Below are 20245 nucleotides of genomic sequence, written 5' to 3' on the forward strand. Positions count from 1 at the left end.
CCGCTAGACAACGTAGCGCCACTGCACAACATCGCCGTCGGCGAGCACGTATGCGCTGCAAGACATTGCAGGCTCCACGCCGTTGACGGAATACACCCAGCCACTGGTACCGCCATGCTCCTTCTCGGCCAAACCTCCGATGGCGCTCACGTACACGCCATACTGGCTCTGTGACGCGTTCACCGACAACCCACACGCCATAAGCGCGTCGTACGCGGTAGCTCCCCGCTCGAACGTGAAGGTACCACCGCCAGACACGTTGCCGTACCCCGACCCGCTCACACCAACCGACACGGTAACAGTTGCCGACTGATTGGGTGCTGCGGGAGCACCACCCGCCGTAGATGGCGTACCGCCAGATGACGAAGAAGTCGCACCAGATGCGCCGAACGAACCCGCTCCTGTGGATGCGCCCGCACCCACAGGCACATCCGATGAAGATACAGTGCTTCTGTTTCCGTCATCTGCGGTGTCGACAGCATCGACGTCGTCTTCGTTGGCATTGGAGTCCGTCGCACCATTATCGCCTGTGGCATCGCTACCAGCGTCTACCGCGTCGGAGTCGGCAGATGAGTGCGTTGCTGCTTTGCTTTGTTCCGGCATGTCGGCAGCACCGGGCGAATCAGGCACCTGGAATAAAAACGCTGATGACAGCCCAATGACAACAACCGACAAAACCGCCACGACAACGGCGGCCACCGTTCGCGAACGCCCGCTGCGATTTTGCGCTGCAACACTTCGGGACGCAGCGTGCGACTCGTCGGCATCTACAGTAGCGTTCGCTGACGTTACCGCGTTACGGAGCGCATTGTCTGCCGAAGTCGTGGTGCCGCGCAACGCTTCGCCTGTCACAACCGCGTTATCGGGCGAAGCTTCCGTTTGTTGGGTAGCGTCTTCTTTTTCATCAATCATGCGCGCGTGCCTTCCTGGTTTTCTCCCTCATCGTCTTTGCGGCAACGACCCAGCAGGAACACGAGCGCGCCACCCAAGCCCGCCAATCCGGCAAGCAGCCCAGCAAGCGCAACCGGGTTGAACTCGCGCGTAACACCCGTTTCGTTTCCTCCATTCAGCACGCTTGCCCCAACGGCAGCATCGGCAGACTTCTCCTTAGCAGCCGTACCTGACCGCGCATGCTCAGATGCGGCATCTTTACCGGCCTCATCGGCAGCTTCAACACCAGCATCGCCTTCGGCATCCTTCAACGCCGCCGCCTGATCGGGCGTCAGCGGAGCACGCAACGCCGGCACGTGTCCGCCACTAAACGGCGCAGCATTGTCATTCGAGTCACCACCAACATCACCCGGCGTGCCATCCAGCGTACCATCGGAAGGCTCAACAATTTCGCCGCCCGAGCCACCCGACGAGGCCTTCAGCGCAAACAATCCTGAATCGTTTACGTAGTACAGCGTACCATCGCTCCCAGCAGCAACCGAACCCATGCAGTAGTTCGCCAGACCAGCCGGTGGATCATACAGAACAGCAGCTTCTGTATCACCTGCGCGGTACACAAGCACGCCTCCTCCACTCGTGTAGGCAGGCCATTCCCCTACAGCCCCGTTGCATGTGAAGTACACGTACGTACTACCTTGTTGAACCGACACAAGCGGTCGGCTCTTCACCTCGGCAATAAGATCAGTTCCGTCAGCTTTCGTCACTTGGGATACGAGCGTCATCGCGGCCACGTCGATAACGGCAAGCACCCCTTTATAGGTAGACAAGCTTCCGCCCACGTACGCCTTACCATCAACTATTGTAGGAGTTGATGTCGAAAACGCCGCGAATTGAACGCTGGCAACCTCGCTCAGCACGCCATCAGACCCCACGGACACCTTATGCAAAACGCCATCTGTAGTAACCACATACACGAACGCCCCGTCGGAAATGATCGTTGAGCGAACCGAAGCCGAAAGGTTCAAAGAACCCAGCGCAGCGCCATCGGCCGATGAAACCGGCACCGAGCAAACCACCCCGTCATCTCCCGCAAATACCGCATAATCTCCCACGAAGGCAGCGCCCGCCCAATAATACCCGGCAGTATCGTTGCGGGTCATCCACTTGATCGCACCGGTTTTCGCATTCACACACAGGAAATAGCCGCCGTAGCTCGTCGAATAATCAGCTACAGCGGTTCCTGTATACAGATATCCATTATGCACTGAAATGGTGGAAAGCGCTTGCTGCCAGCTTTGCCCGCTGCCTAGCGCACCGTCGGGAAGCGGGTCGGTCAGCCACACCGTCTCCAATGCATCGGCCGTAAGTGCCTGCAAGCGACCCGAGTTTAGCGCAACCACAATCAGTCCGTCAACATACACGGGACGACTCCCGTACCCCACCGATGCAGCCAACGGCGCACGTGCGAGCACCTTGCCCGTCGACGCGTCAACTGCACGCAACTCGGTTTCGGAAGCAAGGTATACCCTACCGTTCACAACAACCGGCTCGGACCACGATGCGAACGCAGCCTCTTCACTATAGTCATACGTCCAAGCAGCCTCAGCTTTTTGCGTCGGCGTTGCCGCCTCGGTTGCTGACCCATTTTCCGCATTGCCATATCCGCCCCAGTCCGCTTTCCCATCAGGCACAGCAGCTCCAGGATTCGGCGTGATATCAGGGAATGTCTGCTCCCCTGTCGCGTCGATGTACACAAGTTCGATAACGTCGCCATCGCGAAGCGCGTACCCGTTTGGCATACTGGTAGCATAGCTTCCGTTCACGTAGAACGACCAGTAACTCCATGCAGCGCCCGGCTTTTGAGCGAGCGGACGCTTGTCCGGCGTCGTTATGGAATATGGGCAAGCACCAGTCGTATTGTATGAGTATCCAGCCTTGTCAAGCAGCTCGGCGAACACATCCCATGCTGTCTTGCGTTCAGTGGCACTACTGAACCAAGTATATTCAGTCAGGGAAATCCACGGCTCGGCCTGAAACGCCTCGCCTACAGCATGCTCGGTCACGCCCGTCACCTTCACCGAAACGGTCACCACCTGCGCCTCGGCGGGTTCGACCCGAAACACCTCAGACCGCATGCTATTCGCACCCGCGTTCGCAACCACGTACAGGTACGCGCCCTCATGCGCACCTACAAGCTTAAGCGCACCCGTCTTCGCATCAGTAACAGGAATGACCTGAGCGTTTGATCCTTCGGCGTCATCGGATGCATACCACGTGTAGCGCACAACCGCGTCGGTGGGAAGCCCCTCTTCGTACGACCCCCATTCGTTTGATACCATCTGCTTCACAACAGGTGTAACTGTAGCTCCCACCTGCGCCACGTTTCCCGAGCATTCCATGTCAACCGAAGAGATCTCGTAGCTTGGAATATCCTGCGCCGGAGGCTCGATGGCATACCGCATCGTAGCAACTTCGACATTGAACCCCGCCGACACCTCGCACCGCAGGTACTTGCCCACGTACGATTCAGGAATGACGAACTGCGGTTGATGCACATTCTCGTCAGCGAGTTCCACGTAGTCGCCATTCCGCTCGTCGCTGATCTTCCACGTGAACGTCAGTCGGTCGTTGGCAAGCTGCTGCCCCTTCGTTCCTGCCGAGCTGGTTTCATTCGCCGTAATACCAATGATCTCGCCTGCTTTGTACACAAACGCGTCGTCGCCCGACACCTTATTCAGTGCAGCGTAATACAGTTCCGCAGATCCCGCAGGCTTAATATGCACCGCAGACCAGTCGTCTGATTCAACCTGATTATCGCCCGCACAAGCGGCAACTGAAACCCAACGTCCCACAAAATCGTCCGGTACCGTAAACGAGTCGCCCGTCACGTCGGGAACGTTGTGCCACCCCATAACAGCATCAAAGCTCGCCGACGTTGGATCCTCGTCGGCCCAGCGCCACGTGTACGTAACACCCTCACGAACGGGTTCCTCACTCCAATAGTCGCCTTCGTACGCCATCGCCTCAAGCACCGTGCCAGTGTCGAGCGCTGCTCTGCTAGCATTGAGCAGCTTGACAGATGACAGCTCATGCACACCCCGAGGAAGAATGCGGCCGGCTTCGGTGGCATGAACATTGCAGCCAGGAACACCATTTTTCGCCGTGGCGACCACCCGCAAGTACTTGCCCTCACAGGCATCTGTGACGGTGAAGCGCTCACCCGTGGCGATTTCGCGGAAATCGGAGTCGGAGACGGTTGCTGAATCGGCAATCTGCCACGAGAAATCAACGTTATCAGCACCGAAAAGCGTGTATGGATCGTCGCTGTGATAAGCCTTCGCCTGCAGCTTGTCGCCAACGTTGCCAGTTGGCACGCTCTCGTAATCGCTGCCGAATTCCTCGCCATTGTACGCAAGCACAACGTGGTTGAGCATAACCTGACCTGCAGCGACAATGGGACCCGGTGTGTCGTACGAACTCGACGCGGGATAGTCCCATATCGAGCTAGGACCATAGAGTGTCTGTCCGTCACCCGTCACTTTCACGCGAACGTATTTGCCCGAAAGCTGGCGAGCAATCTCTTCAGTGATCGTCAACGACGCACCCGTCTGGCCCTCAATAGGCTGATAATCGGCGTCTGCAGCGTCGCGAGAATCACCTGCGAGCCACTGATACGACCACCCGCTTTGTGCGGAAATACGCGCCGAAGGAGAAGCCTCGCTGTCCCATGCGTTGGCGAAAAGCGTCGCACCCACATACACAGACGCTGCCTCTACGGTCGCAAACGATGAGACAACGTCAGCGGAATCCTGCAACAAAATGTATGACTTACCGTCGAGCGCGGTCTTCGGTGGCACGGGTGCTTTAATTCCGCCAATAGCTGAAAGACTGCCGGAAACTCTTGCGTTCGGGCCTACAAATGTTGCTTCATCCGAAGTTATTTTGACGCGAATATATTTGCCAGCATACTGTTCACGCATGGTATTCGTAATGGTGATCGACGAACCTGTCTGCCCCTCGATCTTGACGTACGTTGAAAGGTCGGCAGCGTTCTTGTCAGCACCTACGTACCACTCGTACGTCCATGATCCATCATCGTTAATCTTCACACTACGACTTTTCCACGCGTGCGCATAGAGCGTCGTTTCCTGCTGGATGAAACCGGTCGCATTGGAGAAAGTTTGCGGGTTCGGATTCGTCCCCACCGACACTCCACGCGCATCTGTCAACGTTGCCGCTACACGAGCACGCGCGGCAACCTGCGCTTCGCGTTCAGCCACTTCGTCGGTTGCGCCAACGCTCAGCTGCGTCATGTCTGTTGACACATCATTGTCGTTGGTGGCAACAGGCGTTGAGCCATCTACAGAAGCCTGCTCGCTGTCCTGTGTGTTCTGTGTATCACCAAATCCCGAAGCGACATCGTCTCCATTTTGGGCGCCGCCATCTTGCGAGCTTTCGCTGGCGGCCGCCCCCTCGCGTGACACACTTTCGTCATCGGCGGCAGGGGCATTCGAGCTGCTGCCACCTGCTTCATCGGCGTTTTGCGCGGTGGGCAGTGCCATAACTGAAGCCGTTGCAGCAACATCATCAGTCGCACTGCGGGCGAACTCTTCATCGGTACTTTCTGCCCATGCCGTGCTCGGCGTCATCGACACCGCAAGCACAAGAGCCATGAACAGCGCAATTGCTTTGCGGAAAACAGTACAGGGATGCGTACTGCGCTCGTTTGAGTGCACACAGACAGAACCGATACTCATCGGGACCTCTCTTCCAGGGCTACGTACGATGGGCAGGTATTCCGACTTCGCCTTCATTGAAGCGGCTGCGTGCCCGCAGCTTATCGCCTCATCGGCTCTTACGGTTACTGGTATAGCGCGGGATTCTCACCCGCATTCCCCTGAATGCCCTTCGAAAGCGTCCGCATACGTAAACACACCTCAAAGCAGCACCTGCTCCGCGCCCGGAGCATCCCATCATGCCATCATTACAACTGTGCCCGATTCTACCACCGCATCACGCAGCAGAGTTCGCAAATCGGGTGAAACAGATCTAGAGCACGGCACGGCATGATTGATTACTTCCCATGGGCCAGCCAATAACAGGCAGCTCGTGCAGGTGCACGCAGATGAAGCTGGCAAATCACCACACGCAAGAATTTCGTTATGATTATCGAAGAGTAGCCCTCAATTCAGCAGCAGCCAAAGGGCACAATTGGCGGCGAGAAGTGCGGCGTTCGCCAACAAGAATGCGCGCAGAAACTGTACAGTGGAGCCGCAACTCTCTTTTCGATAGATCCCTAAGGTGATTAGGCTCGCAAGCGACGCAACTGGCGTTCCCAGCCCACCGATGTCGACCCCTAGTACCAGCTGTTGCCACGAGGTAGCAAACGGCATGAGCAGTGCCGCTGCGGGAACATTGCTGATCACCTGACTCGCTGCAAGCGGAATGAGGAACGAGTGCTCGGAAAGCGCACCGGACAACACCTGTCGCACAGCGTCGGAGGCCGCAAGTGTTCCCGAGAACACGAAGAAGCACGCAAACGTGAGCAACAACGCATAATCAATGCGCGCGATAATGAGCGTGCCGCCACCCACAACGTCACCGCATTCTCGCTTTCTCAGCGGTCCACCACCATCACTGCTTACAGTTTCGTTTTGCTCCCGACCTCGACCTTGCAACGGTTTGCCGCCTTTATCACTCATGACAACCAAACACTCTCGACTTCGCAGCAGCTCGATGCCGTCACACGCCAACGCGAACACGACTGCACAAACAAGCGTCATGTTAAGCGGCACCACATCGAACACGGTTGCCACACACAACGCAAACAGTACACCAGCAGCGGCTGTTTTGCGAACATCTACAAGCGGAAGCTGTCCGCAAAATGGTTTCACCGCACGGTATCTTCCCGCTACCAGGCAAAACACAACGATAAGCACAAACGATAGCCCCACATACGGAATAACCACGACGAAAAACTCTGCCGCGTCTAAACCGAACCCCTTAAACAGTAGCAGGTTTTGCGGGTTGCCGAACGGCGTAGCCATGCTACCCATATTCGCCGCAAGCGTTTGCAGCACCAACACGGGAACAACCAGTCGCTGCTCACCGCTGGCGCGCAGTACCGCACACGCGAACGGAACGAACGCCAGCAGCGCAACGTCATTTGTCACCACCATGGACGCAAAAAATGGTAGCAGCACCAGCGACAACATGAGCGTACTGAGCGACATGTCGCCCCTCACCAGACGAAATGCCAGCCACGAAAGTGCGTTGGCCTGTTGCAGCGCCGCCGTACACACCATAAAGCACGCAAGCAGACCTATCACCTGCCAATCAATGAGCCCAGCAACCTGCGCACCTTGGGGAGAAACCACTTGCGACAGAACAGCCGCCGCAAACGCGCAACACAGCACAGGCTGACTGCGCACGAAGCCTGCGGCGCGCGATGCTAGCCGACGCATGCGCACACAGCCTCGGCTACGCGCAGCCCATCACATGCAGCACTCATGATGCCGCCCGCATAGCCCGCACCCTCGCCGCAAGGATACAGCCCCGCAACCGATACCGATTGAAGCGTGTTTGCGTCGCGCACGATACGCACAGGGCTCGAACTACGCGCTTCGACCGCCGTCATTAATGCATTGGGGTTCGCGAAGCCGGGTAGCTTCGCATCGAGCAGCGGCAGCGCCTCGGCAATGGCATCACACAGAAGCTTCGGCAACACATTATGCAAGCCACACAGCACCACACCGCGCGGGTACGTGGGAGAAACGTCCCCCTCCGACAGATGAACTTCCTGCTCAGGGAAACGACCGCGAGATGCAGCCGCCCAATGCGCGTGCAGGAAGTCGCTCACCGTTTGAGCCGGCGCAGTGTACGGTGCGCCACCTGCGCGCACCGCCGCCTCGTAAGCAGCGCGCTCCACGCGCCGCTGTAGCTCCACACCTGCAAGCACACACTCGCCGGGCACGTCGTCGGGACGCACCTCCACCAAAAGCGCACTGTTGCAGTTAGCTCCATCGCGCGCAAAGCGGCTCATGCCGTTCACACACACGCCACCACGCTCGCTGGCTGCTGCAACAACTTCCCCACCAGGGCACATGCAGAAGGTGTACACTCCCCGGCCGTCAAGCGCACGAGTATCTTCGGCAGATTTCCCAGCAGCTACCCCACCGTCTTTTTCTCTCTTCGCGACCACCGCATGACCGCTCGGCAAGTGAACCGCAAGCTTGTAGTCGGCCGCTCCCAGCGCCGGATGCGCAGCTGCCTGACCGTACTGCGCAGTATTCAGCCATGATTGCGCATGCTCAATACGCACGCCCATGGCGAACGGTTTGCGTTCCATGTACACGCCTGCATCGTGCAGCATGCCAAACGTGTCACGCGCCGAATGTCCACATGCAAGCACAACCGCGCTTGCGGGAATTACCTCGCGGGAACCCGTCGCAGTGTGAGCAACCTCAATCGCGGTAAGCGCACCATCTTCCTCGCGCATACCAATCAGCTGCGTATCGAAACGAACGCACCCACCTGCTGCGATGATGCGCTGCCGCAAGTTGCGAACGACGCTGGGCAAAATGTCGGTGCCAATATGGGGCTTCGCCTGCCAGAGAATCTCTTTTGGAGCACCCGCGCTGGCAAACGTTTGCAGCACATGACGGATGTGCGGACTTTTCGTTCCCGTAGTCAGCTTGCCGTCGGAAAACGCACCAGCACCTCCCTCTCCGAATTGGATGTTGGTCTGCTCGTCAAGCTCGCCGCCTGCCGCAAACGCGCTTACCGCCGCCTGACGGCGCTCAACACACGCTCCGCGTTCAATAACAAGCGGACGCAACCCAGCTTCAGCCAAATACAGCGCCGCAAAGAGCCCCGCCGGCCCCATACCAACAACCACCGGAGAGCAAAACCCTGGCGCATCAGCAACCGTCGAGCAATCGGGTACGCGCAGCAAAGGCGTGGGCTCGTGTCGTTTCACGTTCACACCCCGTGCAGGGTGCACAGCAGCAATATCGTCTGCGCACACGTCCACGAGCAGCGTTGCCACAAAATGAACGTCACGCTTCTTGCGAGCGTCCACACTGCGCTTCAGTACGCGAACCGAACGAATAGCGTCCTGTGGCATACCAACCGCCCGCGCGCAAGCCATATTCAGCGCTCGCTCACCCGACCGACCGGAAAGGCCAGCATCGAGCGGTAACGCCACATTCGACGCTTCAATCAGCATGACGAACCTTTCCCACCACGTGAAGCACCCAATGCCGAACGCGCGGCAGCGCACCCCGCCAAAAGCCCGCTTGCCCACGCCCAGTGCAAGTTGAAGCCACCACAGGGCGCGTCCGTATCGAGCGCTTCACCGGCAACATACAGCCCCGGCAACCCTTGTACCTGCAAGCTTTTGTCATCCACCGCAGAAACTAGCACGCCCCCGCGATGCACCTGGCATTGGCGCGCATCACCAATGCCGCGCACAGTGAGCCGAAATCCCTTGAGCACATAAGCGAGCGCACGCAGGTGCTCACCGGAGACCTGATCGCGTTCATCAACTCCAGCGCTGTGCAGCAACACGTCTGCCACCTGCGGCAATAGCATGCCACAGAGCAACTGCCCCATGTGTGCGCCATCTTCCCCGAAGGTTTCGCGCAAGCGCCGAGCACGTGCAACCAAAAACGCCTCACAGTCTTCAGTAGGAACCTGCGGCAGAAAGTCGAGAACAAGTTCGTCTTTCGGTTCGGCAACGCGCGACACGTTGAACACGGCGATACCCGACACGCCATACTTTCGAAACAACACCTCGCCCGTCTCACGCGCTTTCACGCGCCCATCTGCGCCGTGCAGCTCTATCACACATTTCACACGGATGCTGTCGAGACTTTTCACCGGACCGTCGGTAGCCAGCGGACCGAGCACCGGTACTGCATCGCACATAGGCACACTTTCGGGAAGCAGCCCGCGCGCCAGCACGCCGCCACACGCCACAATAACAGCATCGGCGTGTTCAACGCGACCGTCATCAAAGCGCACATGGTAGCGTCCACCCTTCCGGTCGGGCACATCGATGCGTACGGCACGCTGCGAAGGCGCTTCCTGCACGCCCAAGGCACGCATGGCGTCGCGCAGCACAGAAAGCACGCTTGTCGCTTTGTTCGCCATTGGATACAGGCGTCCCTCGGATTCTTCACGCCATAAAAGCCCCAAGCCGTCGAAGAAACGCAGCACTGCGTTTTGAGAAAAACCCCCAGACAAGGTAACGTTTCCGCCCTCTGCATACTCTCGCTCAACGGCTTCAAACACCGCGCCCACAAACGAAGCGTTATGATAGAACGCAGCATCGGGATTCGCATTCGAGAAGTTACACCGCCCATTGCCTGTGGCCAAAATGGAGCGGCCTACGCGGTCATCCCGCTCAAACACGACTACGTCTGCGCACGCGCCCGTTCGTTTGACCTCTCGAGCTGCTGCAATGGATGCCGCCAAACCGGCAGCTCCCCCACCTATGATCGCGATCTTTTTCGCATCGGCCATCGCATGCACCGAACCTTTGCTTTCGTTTCTACTCACGCGATAAGCCCAAGCCGAACCTAAGCTTCGCGCCATTTTGCACACAGCATAACAAACGCCCGGAGCCGTGTGCCCCGGGCGTTTGAAAGATCAGATAAGGCAAAGCTGTCTGTCTGATTGTTTACGTACAGTTGCCGAGCAGCTACTTGCTCTCGATAACGGGGATTTCTACGTCGTAGACCTCTTCGATATTACCATCGTATACGTAATGCTTCGTTTCCTTGGCGATGACACCGGAAAGAGCAAGCACAGCGATGAGGTTCGGAATGGCCATGAGAGCGTTTGTGATGTCGGCGATATCCCACACAAAGCCCGACACACCAACGGCACCCGCAAAGCAGATGCAGCAGAAGATAACTTGGTATGGCTTAATGGCATGCTTGCCAAACAGGTACGTGACGCAACGATTGCCGTAGTAGCTCCATCCCAGCGACGTGGAGTACGCAAACATTGCCAAACCCAAACACAAGATGATGGTGCCGACAACCGGAATCTGGTCGAACACAGCCGTAACCAGCATCGATGAGGTGAGGTCGCCGTTGTTCAGGTACATGTCCATAATGGCGGGGTTCGCCAAAATCGACGACACGAGCGCGATACCCGTGATAGCGCACACCACCACGGTGTCCCAGAAGGTGCCCGTCATGGAAATGAGCGCCTGCTTAGCGGGGTTTTTCGTCACCGCTGCGGAGGCAACAAGCGGCGAGGAACCCAAGCCAGACTCGTTAGAGAACAAACCGCGCGCGCAGCCCTTCTGCAATGCAACAACAACAGCCGAGCCGAACGCACCACCCATGGCCGCCTGCGGACTAAACGCACACTGCACGATAAGGGCGACAGCGGACAGGAAGTATGCGCCGTTCATAACGATAACAATCAGGCAACCTGCCACATAGAAGATAGTCATGAAGGGGATAAGCTTCTCGCACACCTGCGAGATAACCTTAATACCACCAAGCACCACGATAGCAATGAGGATGGTCACGCAAATAGCGATGATCAGCTGCATGGGCGAAGTCTGAAGCCCGAACAAGTTCATGGTGTCGGTTTCGCCCACAGTGTCCTTAATGGTGCTGGCAAGCGAGTTCGTTTGCACCGCAGCACCAATACCAAACGCGGCGATAGCGGCAAACACAGCAAACAGCACGCCTAAGAACTTGCCGAGTGCCTTGTTCTTCAACCCGCGCTCGAGCGCGTACATAGCACCGCCGAGCATATTGCCGTTGTGATCCTTCACGCGGTACTTCACAGCAATAAACGTTTCGGAGTACTTCGTTGCAATACCGAACACGCCAGTGATCCACATCCAGAAGATAGCGCCCGGGCCACCAGCGATAAGCGCCGTACCTACGCCGATGATGTTACCAGTACCAATGGTGGCCGCAAGCGACGTGGTGAGCGCCTGGAAGGGACTCACGTCGCCAGCGCCTTCGTCCTTGGTCAGCGACATCTTAATGCCCTGGGGAATCTTGCGCTGGATGCCACGCGTGCGGAACGTCATGAACACGTGCGTGCCCAAAAGCAACATGATCATGATAGGGCCCCACACAAAACCGTCGATAGCCGACACCACATCGGCCGCGCCGGTTGCCTCAGCCAACCCCGAGCCTAAGCTCGTGAATGGCTCAACGAAAAACGAATACAGGAAATCCACTCCTTGCGCCTCCTTGCAAAAACATGAACGCGGGGCTTATCGGCAGCGCGCTCGGCTAACACACGCCAAAAGCGTTCGCGCGAGCACTCATCTTTCATCGAAGGGCGCTCCCCCAAACGCTTCAGGCAGTTTCAATATCCTTCCGCATTATAGGGACCAACACCGCCTGTTATTGTTAACAATTGAGAAATTTTCATTAACGGCATGATTTTTCGTCATGCAACCGCATACAGAAGGAAACACCCTCTAGCAGACAAGAAAATTTGAGATAGAGCGCATACATACAACCCCGGCTATTGCTCGGATTGTTCTCCTCAAGAAGTCGCTTGCGCGCGATGGGCGAAGCAACTACAATGGCGGTGCATGAGTTCTGTTTCAGGGCGGGGCGAAAATCCCCACTGGCGGTAACTGATGAGCCGGCAATGTACTGGCTACACATCAGAAGTCCGCGACCCTGCTGCGATTCGTGCCCGGTTCGAATTCTCGAGTTAGGCGCGATGTACAGCAGGCTGATCCGGTGAAAATCCGGAACCAACGGTCATAGTCCGGATGGAAGAGGCAGAAGTTCGCGCATGGCTCGAAACGCGCCCCGGCAAAAGCCAGGTGCCGAATCTGATAGCAACGCGAATGACAAGCCCGAATGAAGGAATTCATACGGGCTTGTTTCTTTTCGAGCGAGGCGAAGAAACACCCTCATCTTATTGCTGCCTCGCGAGAAAGAAGGTGCCTTATGGCTTCCCCTTACAACGAGAATCTCGATTTTCAAAACACAAACCGCTGGTCAACACGTCAGATGGTCACCATGGCCCTTATGTGCGCTATATCGGCCTTGTTGCAGTTCGCCCAAATTCCCCTGCTGCCCGCTGCACCTTTTCTAAGTTATGACCCGTCATTTGTACCCGCTATGGTGAGCGGATTTGCGTACGGACCTACGTCGGGTGTGGTTATTGGCGTTCTCGCGTCTGTTATCCACGGCCTTATCACCGGCGAATGGGTGGGCGCACTTATGAACTCCGTTGCCTGCGTGGCGTACGTTGTGCCTGCGGCGCTTATCTACTCGAAAGTGCGCACAATGCGTGGTGCCATCATCGGCCTGATTGTCGGTATCGTATGCGTGGTATTGGCAGCTATCGCCTCGAACCTCACCATCGGCGTGTGGTTCTGGTATGGCAGCCCCGATGTTATCATGCCACTCATGTTGCCCGCTGTACTGCCCTTTAACCTGATCAAAGCTACCCTGAACTCCGTTTTGACCATTGTCGTGTACAAGGCGGTATCAAACATGATCACCCCAAAGAAAAACCAGGTGAAAGGCCGTTAGAGCATGGAATCCCTCATTGAGTGCACCGATGTTGTCTTTTCCTACGACGGCGAGCGTAATGCGCTTGACGGCGTAACCTTGCGTATCCGTGTCGGCGAGTTCGTTTGTGTGCTTGGCGGAAACGGTAGCGGCAAGTCGACGCTTGCCAAGCACCTGAACGCCCTGCTTATTCCCGATACAGGCACGGTTCTCATCGACGGAAATGACACTCGTGACCCTCGCAAGACCTACGTCGTGCGGTCGACGTGTGGCATGGTTTTTCAAAACCCCGACGATCAACTGGTGGCAAACCTCGTTGAAGACGACGTAGCCTTCGGACCCGAAAACTTAGGAGTTGTCACCAACGAGCTGCGCGAAAGGGTTACATCGGCCCTGCGTGAAGTGGGGCTTTCCGGATTCGAGCAACATGAGACACATGCATTGTCCGGCGGACAGAAGCAGCGTGTCGCCATCGCGGGAGTGCTCGCTATGCGCCCCCGTATCCTCGTACTCGACGAAGCGTCCGCAATGCTCGATCCTCGCGGACGATCGGGCCTTATGCGGGTTTGCAAGGAGCTGAACGCCGCCGGCATGACCATCGTCATGATCACGCATTTCATGGAGGAAGCCGCCGAAGCCGACCGGGTTGTCGTACTTGATGCCGGGCGCATCGTACTGGAAGGAACGCCTGATGATGTGCTCTCGCGCACCGATGTACTAGGGAAGCTGAACCTCGATGCCCCTTTCGCGTGCGACATGTCACAAACCTTGCAACATCTTGGTATACCCGTGCCCACGTGCGTAGGAGAAGCCGAACTGGCCGATAGCCTGGCAGATTTGCTGCCCCACAACCCCTCGCTGACAACGATTGACAGCACAACGCACGACAACGCCCCGAGTGCATCCCCCACAAACGCCCTCTTCAGCGGAGAAAGCGAGCTCACAAACGCCGAGCTATCGCCATCAGGTAGCCCTGCCGAATCCAACGACCCTGCTCTTGCGGCTAACACGATTGCCGATATCGAGCACGTGTCGTTCGCCTACGATGCCCCCAAGGCCAAGCGAAAGCGGAAGTCCAACAACACGCATGAAAAACTCGCCGACTGGGGCAACAGCCCCGATGCCGTATGGGCCCTGAAAAACGTTAGCCTTACCGTTTCCGAAGGCGAGTTTCTGGGACTTGCCGGACATACCGGATCGGGAAAATCAACCCTCATCCAACACCTGAATGGCATCTTGCATCCTACACTCGGCCGGGTCGTGGTGATGGGCACCGACGTCAGCAATAAGAAAGCTGCTGCCAGCGTGCGCGCAAACGTTGGCGTGGTTTTCCAATATCCCGAACACCAGCTGTTCGCGGAATCGGTGTACGCCGACGTCGCATTCGGCCCACGCAACTTAGGCCTTTCCGACACCGACGTCGACAAGCGCGTGCAAGAGGCACTTGAGCGAGTGGGCCTTGACTTTGATGAACTGAAAACTGCGAGTCCTTTCGAACTGTCCGGCGGCCAACAACGTCGCGTAGCGTTCGCAGGCGTGCTGGCCATGCGCCCACGCGTACTCGTGCTCGACGAGCCTGTAGCCGGCCTCGACCCAGCATCGCGTCGCGATTTCCTGCAACTGATACGCACTCTACATGAGCAGGGTCTAACGATTGTCATGGTGTCTCACAGCATGGACGATCTCGCCGCCTGCTGCGATCGCATCGCTGTAATGAAAGAAGGCGAGCTCTTCTGTCTTGGCACGCCAGCGCACGTGTTCGCAGACGCCGACCGCATGAACGACGTGGGCTTGGGCGTTCCCGCCGCACAACGCCTGGCCAACACCTTGCGCGCCCGTGGTGTACCTCTGCGCGATGACGTGTTGTACAACAAAGCTACGCTCGCAAACGCTTTAGCACACCTGGCAGACTCCAACAGGGTAGGTGCCTAATGGGAAATGCGTTCTCATTCGGAAGCTACTACCCTGCCTCAAGCGCGCTCCATCGAGTCGACCCACGCATAAAACTTGCCTTAGGGTTTACCTTCATCGTTATTATCTTGCTGGCGAAATGCGCGCTGGCACTGATTGCTATAGCTGCGTTCGTGGCGATGCTGTACGCAATCGCGCGCGTTCCCGCAGTTAATGCAGTGAAATCGCTTGCCCCGCTCATGATTATCGTTGTGTTTGCGTCGGTGTTGAACCTCTTCATGATCGATGGCGGAGCTACGCTCGTTCAAATAGGGTTTATTCGCATTACCGAAGAAGGTGTCCGTCGCTTTCTGTTTGTCGCCTGCAGGCTCGCCCTTATGATGATGGGCATGAGCCTTATTACGCTGACCACCACCACCCTTGATCTTACCGAGGCGTTCGAACGGCTGCTTTCACCCCTTGCACGCATCGGCTTACCTGCACATGAGCTGGGCATGATCTTAGGAATCGCGCTACGCTTTATGCCGCAGTTCGCAAGCGAGCTCGTTTGGACCTACCATGCGCAGGTAAGCCGCGGTGCCACATTGGGAAGCAGCCCCGTGCGCGGCGTGCGCATGTTGTCATCGCTCATGGTTCCGCTGTTCGCCAGCGTGTTTCGCCATGCGGAAACCCTGGCGCAGGCCATGGATGCGCGCTGTTATCACGGTGGTGCCGGCCGCACGAAACTCCATCCGCTCGCCTTCGCACCGCGCGATGGCGTAGCTGTGGTAATGACAGCCTTGTTGCTTGTCTGCGTGTTGGTCGCAAACGCATTCATGGCTGCAGCGTAACGCGCAGCTCCGTACTATGAAAAGGACTCTACAAGGAGATAGGAAACCACCATGACCATACCCCCTACCGGAAACGAGCTTATTCTGCAGTACTTAACCAGCGTACCCGCCTGGTACCTGGCAACCAGCGTGTGCGATCAGCCACATGTGCGTCCTTTCAGCTTCGCCGCCGAACAAGACAGGAAATTATGGTTTTGCACCGCCACCACGAAAGACGTTTGGGAAGAGCTGCAAGCAAACCAACGGTTTGAAGCAACCAGCTGGTGGCCAGGACACGGCTGGCTTATTCTGCGCGGCATAGCTGGACTGAAAGACTGCGCAAATGACAACATCCGCCAAGCGGGATACGAGCACTTAACCGCGCTCGGTGAGCACTACAACGGTCCGAACGACCCTACGCTCACGTTTTTCTCGGTGGAGAATCCACAAGCATGGATTTGTAATCACGACGAATGGGTTCCGGTTCCGCTGCCTTAGCGCTCCCCCGCAGCTTCGGCACGTCATCAACGAGTCATAGCTCGTTTTGCGCACACGCGTAAAAGCTTCTTTTCCATAATCTGCCGTCAACAAACGTGGCTACACGCCACACAAAAGCGGATCGCTTACAAAAGTGGGTGGTGGGACGCATGGAGTGCATCCCACCACCCGCTTGTTTCGGGGCAGTACGAACCTTATATAATCGGGCGGGCGGCTTGTCAACATGGCCCCTTCAGCCTGCGCTCAAAAGAGCCCGGACATAACCGCCCGCGAACGGACAGATGAGGGCTACTTCGCCGCTTCCTGTGCTGCGCGTGCAGCACGAGCTTCAACGGTGTTTGCTTCCCACTCGCGCAGTTCACGCGCTTCACGCGAGTCCTCGGCAAACGGAGTTGCCTCGCCCAGCTCTACCAGCTGCGGGTCATGACGCACCCACTTGAAGAACTGTACGCCCATGAGCACGACCACAACACTAAACGGAACGCCACCAGCAACAGTAGCGAACTGAATGGTGGTCAAGAAGCCCTGGCCGGCGGTGAGCACGAATGCAGCAGCGAGCGCGGTAATGCACAGTGCCAACACGGCCTTAAAGGTACGGCTTTCCTTCGCAGCAGGCGACACGAAGCTGCTCAGCGCCATAACGCCAGAGTCAACAGAGGTAACCATGTAGCCACCGATGAGCACGATGGCGATAACAGCCAAAATGCCTGTGATGTGCGGGATCGAGTTGATCGTAGCGAACAAGCCCATGGAGCTGTCGGCCATAGTAGCTTCGATCATAGACGGGTTGGTCATGGAAGCCCACACGCCAGCACCACCGACGATGACGGTCCACACCACACAGACCGACGCGCCAACGAGCACGACGCCGATCAAGAACTCACGCAGCGAACGACCGCGGGAGATCGTGGAGATGAAACCCGCGGTAAAGATACCAAATGCAAAGCACCAGCAGAAGATGAAGAACGACCAGAATGCCTGCCACGACTCGCCGTAAGAAGCAATACCATCTGCCAGGTTTACAGCTTCGGTGTAGCCACTCATCATGAAGAACTGGTCAACGAACACGGCCAGCGACTCAGGCAGCACGCCCAAGATGTAAAGCGTCGGGCCAAAGATGAACACCAGGATCATGAACACGATAGACAACACTGCATTGATGTTCGAGATGTTCTTAATGCCCTTCACCACGCCAAGCCACACCGACAGCGTGGCCAAGCCACCGAACAAGCAAACGGTGCCAACCAACAGACCCGTGCTCGACGTAAGGCCAAACACCTGACCCAGACCAGTAACGAACTGATACGAAGCGCAGCCAATGGAGGTGGTCAGGCCGAAGATGGTGGCAAGTACCGCCAAAGCCTCGACGATGATGCCCACAACGCGGCTTAGGGCCCCTTCGCCGAACAGGTTCTCGATGGAGCCGCGGAAGGTATTGTCCTTCTTCATGTTGTAGCGACTATACGACAAGAAGAGCGACACCACAGCATAGACTGCCCATGCCGGAAGTGCCCAGTGGAAGTACGTCCATGCAAGCGCCATGTCGCCAGCAAACACAGAATCCTGCAGCTCATAGGCCATGCCGCCCATCATCCACAGCGGCTCAGCAACGGCCCAAAACACCAGGCCTACACCCTGGCCGGTGGCAAACAGCATCGTAATCCACGAGAAGTACGAAAACGCCGGGCGAGCATCCTTGCCACCCAGACGAATCTTGCCGTACTTCGAGAATGCAACAAACACGCATACTGCAAAACTCAAGAACGTCATCAGAACGATCCACCAGCTGCAGTACTGTGTTACGAAGGTACGGATGTTGTCAACGACAGCAATAAATCCCTCAGGACTTACGATGGCCACCAGAAGCGATGCTGCAACAACCGCCACAGCAATGCCGCGGATGATGAAGTCGTGGCTTACTTTACGGCCGAGACGGTTTGCTTGATCCTGTTTTGCCTCAGGATCAATTTCACCCGTCTCGTTTTCTTGTTTTTTAATATCGGTATACTCTTTATCACTCATAGTTTCCCCTTAAGCGTGTGATGGTGGGTTGTCGGTTCGCACGCCGCCCCCCGAAGCAGGCGCTTACTTAGATAGCCCGAATTCCTTCTCAATTGCCGCCACCATGTTTTCCACGGCAACGTCGCGCAGGATGACCCCTTTCTCACGGGTCGATGCACCGGGATGAGACAAACAACCCGATGGGGGTGTGTACTCTGGAACAATGGGAAGCATGTCGTAGTTGGGAAGCACTGCCGGCAAGCCTGTGTAGAGCTCAGGGTCAATGCGGTCCATGTCCACCAGATCGGGATAGAACAAAAGCATGAGCGATGTTTCCATAACACCTGCATGCTCCAGGTCCCAGCCGGTAAATCCTTCGGGGTAGAGCTCTTCGATGGTCTTGTCATCAACGAAGTCCCAATATGACATGAGCATGACCCGTGCGTCTTCGATGCCTTTTGCACGCAAATCGCGCAGGGCAAGGTCGACGCCTTCAAACACGAACTGGTAGTTCTCGTAGTGTCCGTTCATGAACACTACCTTGCGGGCACCATCTTCCACCAGGTTGCGAGCAATATCGCGCACAATGGCGATAAGCGTCGAACCATCAAGGCTTGTGGTACCTGTCAGATGAAAGCCACCACCTGAGCGCTGCTGCGACTTGTAGCCATAGATGATAGGTTCTGCACAAATGCCACCCACCCGCTCGGCGGTAGCACCAGCCATAGCCTTGGTCAGGTACGCATCAACACACATCGCCATATGCGAGCCGTGCTGCTCAAGCGCGCCTACCGGTACGAACACGACGGGGTTTTCAGCGAGCTTCTCCCGATAGGTAAAAGCATCCATCTCCGCCATGTACACTGATTTCTTCATATCGTTAAACCTCGACTCTCTTCAATCGGCGAAGGCCCCGCAGCCCGGAGCGGGCCACAGGGCCTTCCTCGTAAATCGACGAGCTTCGCGCTCACGCGATTAGTCGTTCCACATCTCCGGATGGATCAGCGTCGAGTCGGCAACGCGGTTCGGGAAGTAGTCGAGACACTCGCCCTCGCGGTAAACGTCAGCCGTGGAGCAGTGCAGGCCGCCGCCGAAGGCGTAGGCACCACGCAGGTCAACGGGGATGACGTTCTGACCGAGCTGGTCGGCCTGCTCCTGCTGATACTTCTCGGAAGCCTCGATGATGGTGGTGTCGGGGTCGAGCACCAGCACGTTCATGGACAGCCACACAGAGGAGTAGCACAGCTCGGGCGGCTCGGTGTGAGCCGGCTGGGCGGCGTCGACGATCTGCCAGTCGTTGGCCTCAAAGATTGCCTTCTGCTCATCAGGCAGGTGGCGAACCGGGTTGTTGGTGATCAGGCCCGGCTTGTAAGGCACGAAGGTGGCGTCAATGTGGATCGGATAGGGGTCGCCCGGGAAGTTAACCGCATGGATACGGTACTCGGGGTAGTAGCGCTGGAACCACTCCATAGCGGTGCGGTTGGTGGTCAGGCCATGCTGGATGAAGAAGTCCTTGCCCATACGCATGATGTCAGCAGCGTCCCACATCGGCTCGACCTCAGTGGTCACGAAGTCCTTGTTGGCGGTGCGCTCCAGGCGCTCTTCCAGCGAGATCTTCTC

Annotated in this window: 12 protein-coding genes, 1 pseudogene and 1 riboswitch; of the genes and pseudogenes, 4 read left to right on the top strand and 9 right to left on the bottom strand. The window is 57.2% G+C overall.

Annotated elements, in window-relative coordinates; translation table 11 throughout:
- Positions 1 to 3 precede the first annotated feature (3 nt).
- The 6 genes from G7Y44_RS06530 to G7Y44_RS06555 form a co-directional block, all read right to left on the bottom strand.
- Positions 4 to 912 (bottom strand): DUF4430 domain-containing protein, encoded by a 909-nt coding sequence (locus tag G7Y44_RS06530; protein WP_165248475.1) that lies wholly within the window; start codon positions 910 to 912, stop codon positions 4 to 6.
- The gene (locus G7Y44_RS06535; RefSeq protein WP_165248477.1) at positions 909 to 5648 is read right to left on the bottom strand and encodes a DUF4430 domain-containing protein; all 4740 of its coding nucleotides are present in this window, start codon (positions 5646 to 5648) and stop codon (positions 909 to 911) included. The genes G7Y44_RS06530 and G7Y44_RS06535 overlap by 4 nt, the downstream gene beginning before the upstream one ends.
- Before the next feature lie 426 nt (positions 5649 to 6074).
- Positions 6075 to 7355 (bottom strand): SLC13 family permease, encoded by a 1281-nt coding sequence (locus G7Y44_RS06540; protein ID WP_165248479.1) that lies wholly within the window; start codon positions 7353 to 7355, stop codon positions 6075 to 6077.
- Complete coding sequence (locus tag G7Y44_RS06545; protein WP_371807467.1) at positions 7343 to 9118, bottom strand: NAD(P)/FAD-dependent oxidoreductase; 1776 nt, start codon at positions 9116 to 9118, stop codon at positions 7343 to 7345. Before G7Y44_RS06545 ends, G7Y44_RS06540 begins: the two co-directional genes overlap by 13 nt.
- On the bottom strand, positions 9112 to 10452 hold the full coding sequence (locus G7Y44_RS06550; RefSeq protein ID WP_241159213.1) for an aminoacetone oxidase family FAD-binding enzyme: 1341 nt from the start codon (positions 10450 to 10452) through the stop codon (positions 9112 to 9114). The genes G7Y44_RS06545 and G7Y44_RS06550 overlap by 7 nt, the downstream gene beginning before the upstream one ends.
- A 142-nt stretch (positions 10453 to 10594) precedes the next feature.
- On the bottom strand, positions 10595 to 11986 hold the full coding sequence (locus tag G7Y44_RS06555; RefSeq protein WP_165043790.1) for an alanine/glycine:cation symporter family protein: 1392 nt from the start codon (positions 11984 to 11986) through the stop codon (positions 10595 to 10597).
- Between the two features lie 487 nt (positions 11987 to 12473).
- A riboswitch (FMN riboswitch) is annotated at positions 12474 to 12671 on the top strand.
- Between the two features lie 165 nt (positions 12672 to 12836).
- Between G7Y44_RS06555 and G7Y44_RS06560 the strand changes: the two genes are divergently transcribed.
- The 4 genes from G7Y44_RS06560 to G7Y44_RS06575 are packed head-to-tail and all read left to right on the top strand — an operon-like array spanning position 12837 to position 16624.
- On the top strand, positions 12837 to 13427 hold the full coding sequence (locus G7Y44_RS06560) for an ECF transporter S component (protein ID WP_165043550.1): 591 nt from the start codon (positions 12837 to 12839) through the stop codon (positions 13425 to 13427).
- A gap of 3 nt (positions 13428 to 13430) precedes the next feature.
- Positions 13431 to 15338 carry an energy-coupling factor transporter ATPase gene (locus G7Y44_RS06565; protein WP_165248481.1) on the top strand — a complete coding sequence of 636 codons (1908 nt, stop codon included), beginning with the start codon at positions 13431 to 13433 and terminating at the stop codon, positions 15336 to 15338.
- Positions 15338 to 16147 carry an energy-coupling factor transporter transmembrane component T family protein gene (locus G7Y44_RS06570; RefSeq protein WP_165248483.1) on the top strand — a complete coding sequence of 270 codons (810 nt, stop codon included), beginning with the start codon at positions 15338 to 15340 and terminating at the stop codon, positions 16145 to 16147. Before G7Y44_RS06565 ends, G7Y44_RS06570 begins: the two co-directional genes overlap by 1 nt.
- Before the next feature lie 51 nt (positions 16148 to 16198).
- Positions 16199 to 16624 (top strand): pyridoxamine 5'-phosphate oxidase family protein, encoded by a 426-nt coding sequence (locus G7Y44_RS06575; RefSeq protein ID WP_165248485.1) that lies wholly within the window; start codon positions 16199 to 16201, stop codon positions 16622 to 16624.
- A gap of 288 nt (positions 16625 to 16912) precedes the next feature.
- On the opposite strand, the gene G7Y44_RS06580 is transcribed toward G7Y44_RS06575, so the two are convergent.
- The 3 genes and pseudogenes from G7Y44_RS06580 to G7Y44_RS10435 form a co-directional block, all read right to left on the bottom strand.
- Complete coding sequence (locus G7Y44_RS06580; RefSeq protein ID WP_165248487.1) at positions 16913 to 18646, bottom strand: BCCT family transporter; 1734 nt, start codon at positions 18644 to 18646, stop codon at positions 16913 to 16915.
- A 63-nt stretch (positions 18647 to 18709) separates the two neighbouring features.
- Positions 18710 to 19501: a creatininase gene (locus G7Y44_RS06585; protein WP_165248489.1), complete on the bottom strand. Its 792-nt coding sequence runs from the start codon at positions 19499 to 19501 to the stop codon at positions 18710 to 18712.
- A gap of 99 nt (positions 19502 to 19600) precedes the next feature.
- Positions 19601 to 20245 (bottom strand): annotated as a pseudogene (locus tag G7Y44_RS10435) (serine/threonine protein kinase); the annotation flags it as partial.

It is taken from the genome of Adlercreutzia sp. ZJ141 (genome assembly GCF_011038965.1).
Taxonomy (GTDB): domain Bacteria; phylum Actinomycetota; class Coriobacteriia; order Coriobacteriales; family Eggerthellaceae; genus ZJ141.

Coding starts and splice junctions, on each gene's coding strand:
- G7Y44_RS06580 (WP_165248487.1), bottom strand. CDS start 18,646: ATGAGTGATAAAGAGTATACCGATATTAAAAAACAAGAAAACGAGACG.
- G7Y44_RS06535 (WP_165248477.1), bottom strand. CDS start 5,648: ATGAGTATCGGTTCTGTCTGTGTGCACTCAAACGAGCGCAGTACGCAT.
- G7Y44_RS06545 (WP_371807467.1), bottom strand. CDS start 9,118: ATGCTGATTGAAGCGTCGAATGTGGCGTTACCGCTCGATGCTGGCCTT.
- G7Y44_RS06565 (WP_165248481.1), top strand. CDS start 13,431: ATGGAATCCCTCATTGAGTGCACCGATGTTGTCTTTTCCTACGACGGC.
- G7Y44_RS06570 (WP_165248483.1), top strand. CDS start 15,338: ATGGGAAATGCGTTCTCATTCGGAAGCTACTACCCTGCCTCAAGCGCG.
- G7Y44_RS06585 (WP_165248489.1), bottom strand. CDS start 19,501: ATGAAGAAATCAGTGTACATGGCGGAGATGGATGCTTTTACCTATCGG.
- G7Y44_RS06575 (WP_165248485.1), top strand. CDS start 16,199: ATGACCATACCCCCTACCGGAAACGAGCTTATTCTGCAGTACTTAACC.
- G7Y44_RS06555 (WP_165043790.1), bottom strand. CDS start 11,986: ATGATCATGTTGCTTTTGGGCACGCACGTGTTCATGACGTTCCGCACG.
- G7Y44_RS06560 (WP_165043550.1), top strand. CDS start 12,837: ATGGCTTCCCCTTACAACGAGAATCTCGATTTTCAAAACACAAACCGC.
- G7Y44_RS06540 (WP_165248479.1), bottom strand. CDS start 7,355: ATGCGTCGGCTAGCATCGCGCGCCGCAGGCTTCGTGCGCAGTCAGCCT.
- G7Y44_RS06530 (WP_165248475.1), bottom strand. CDS start 912: ATGATTGATGAAAAAGAAGACGCTACCCAACAAACGGAAGCTTCGCCC.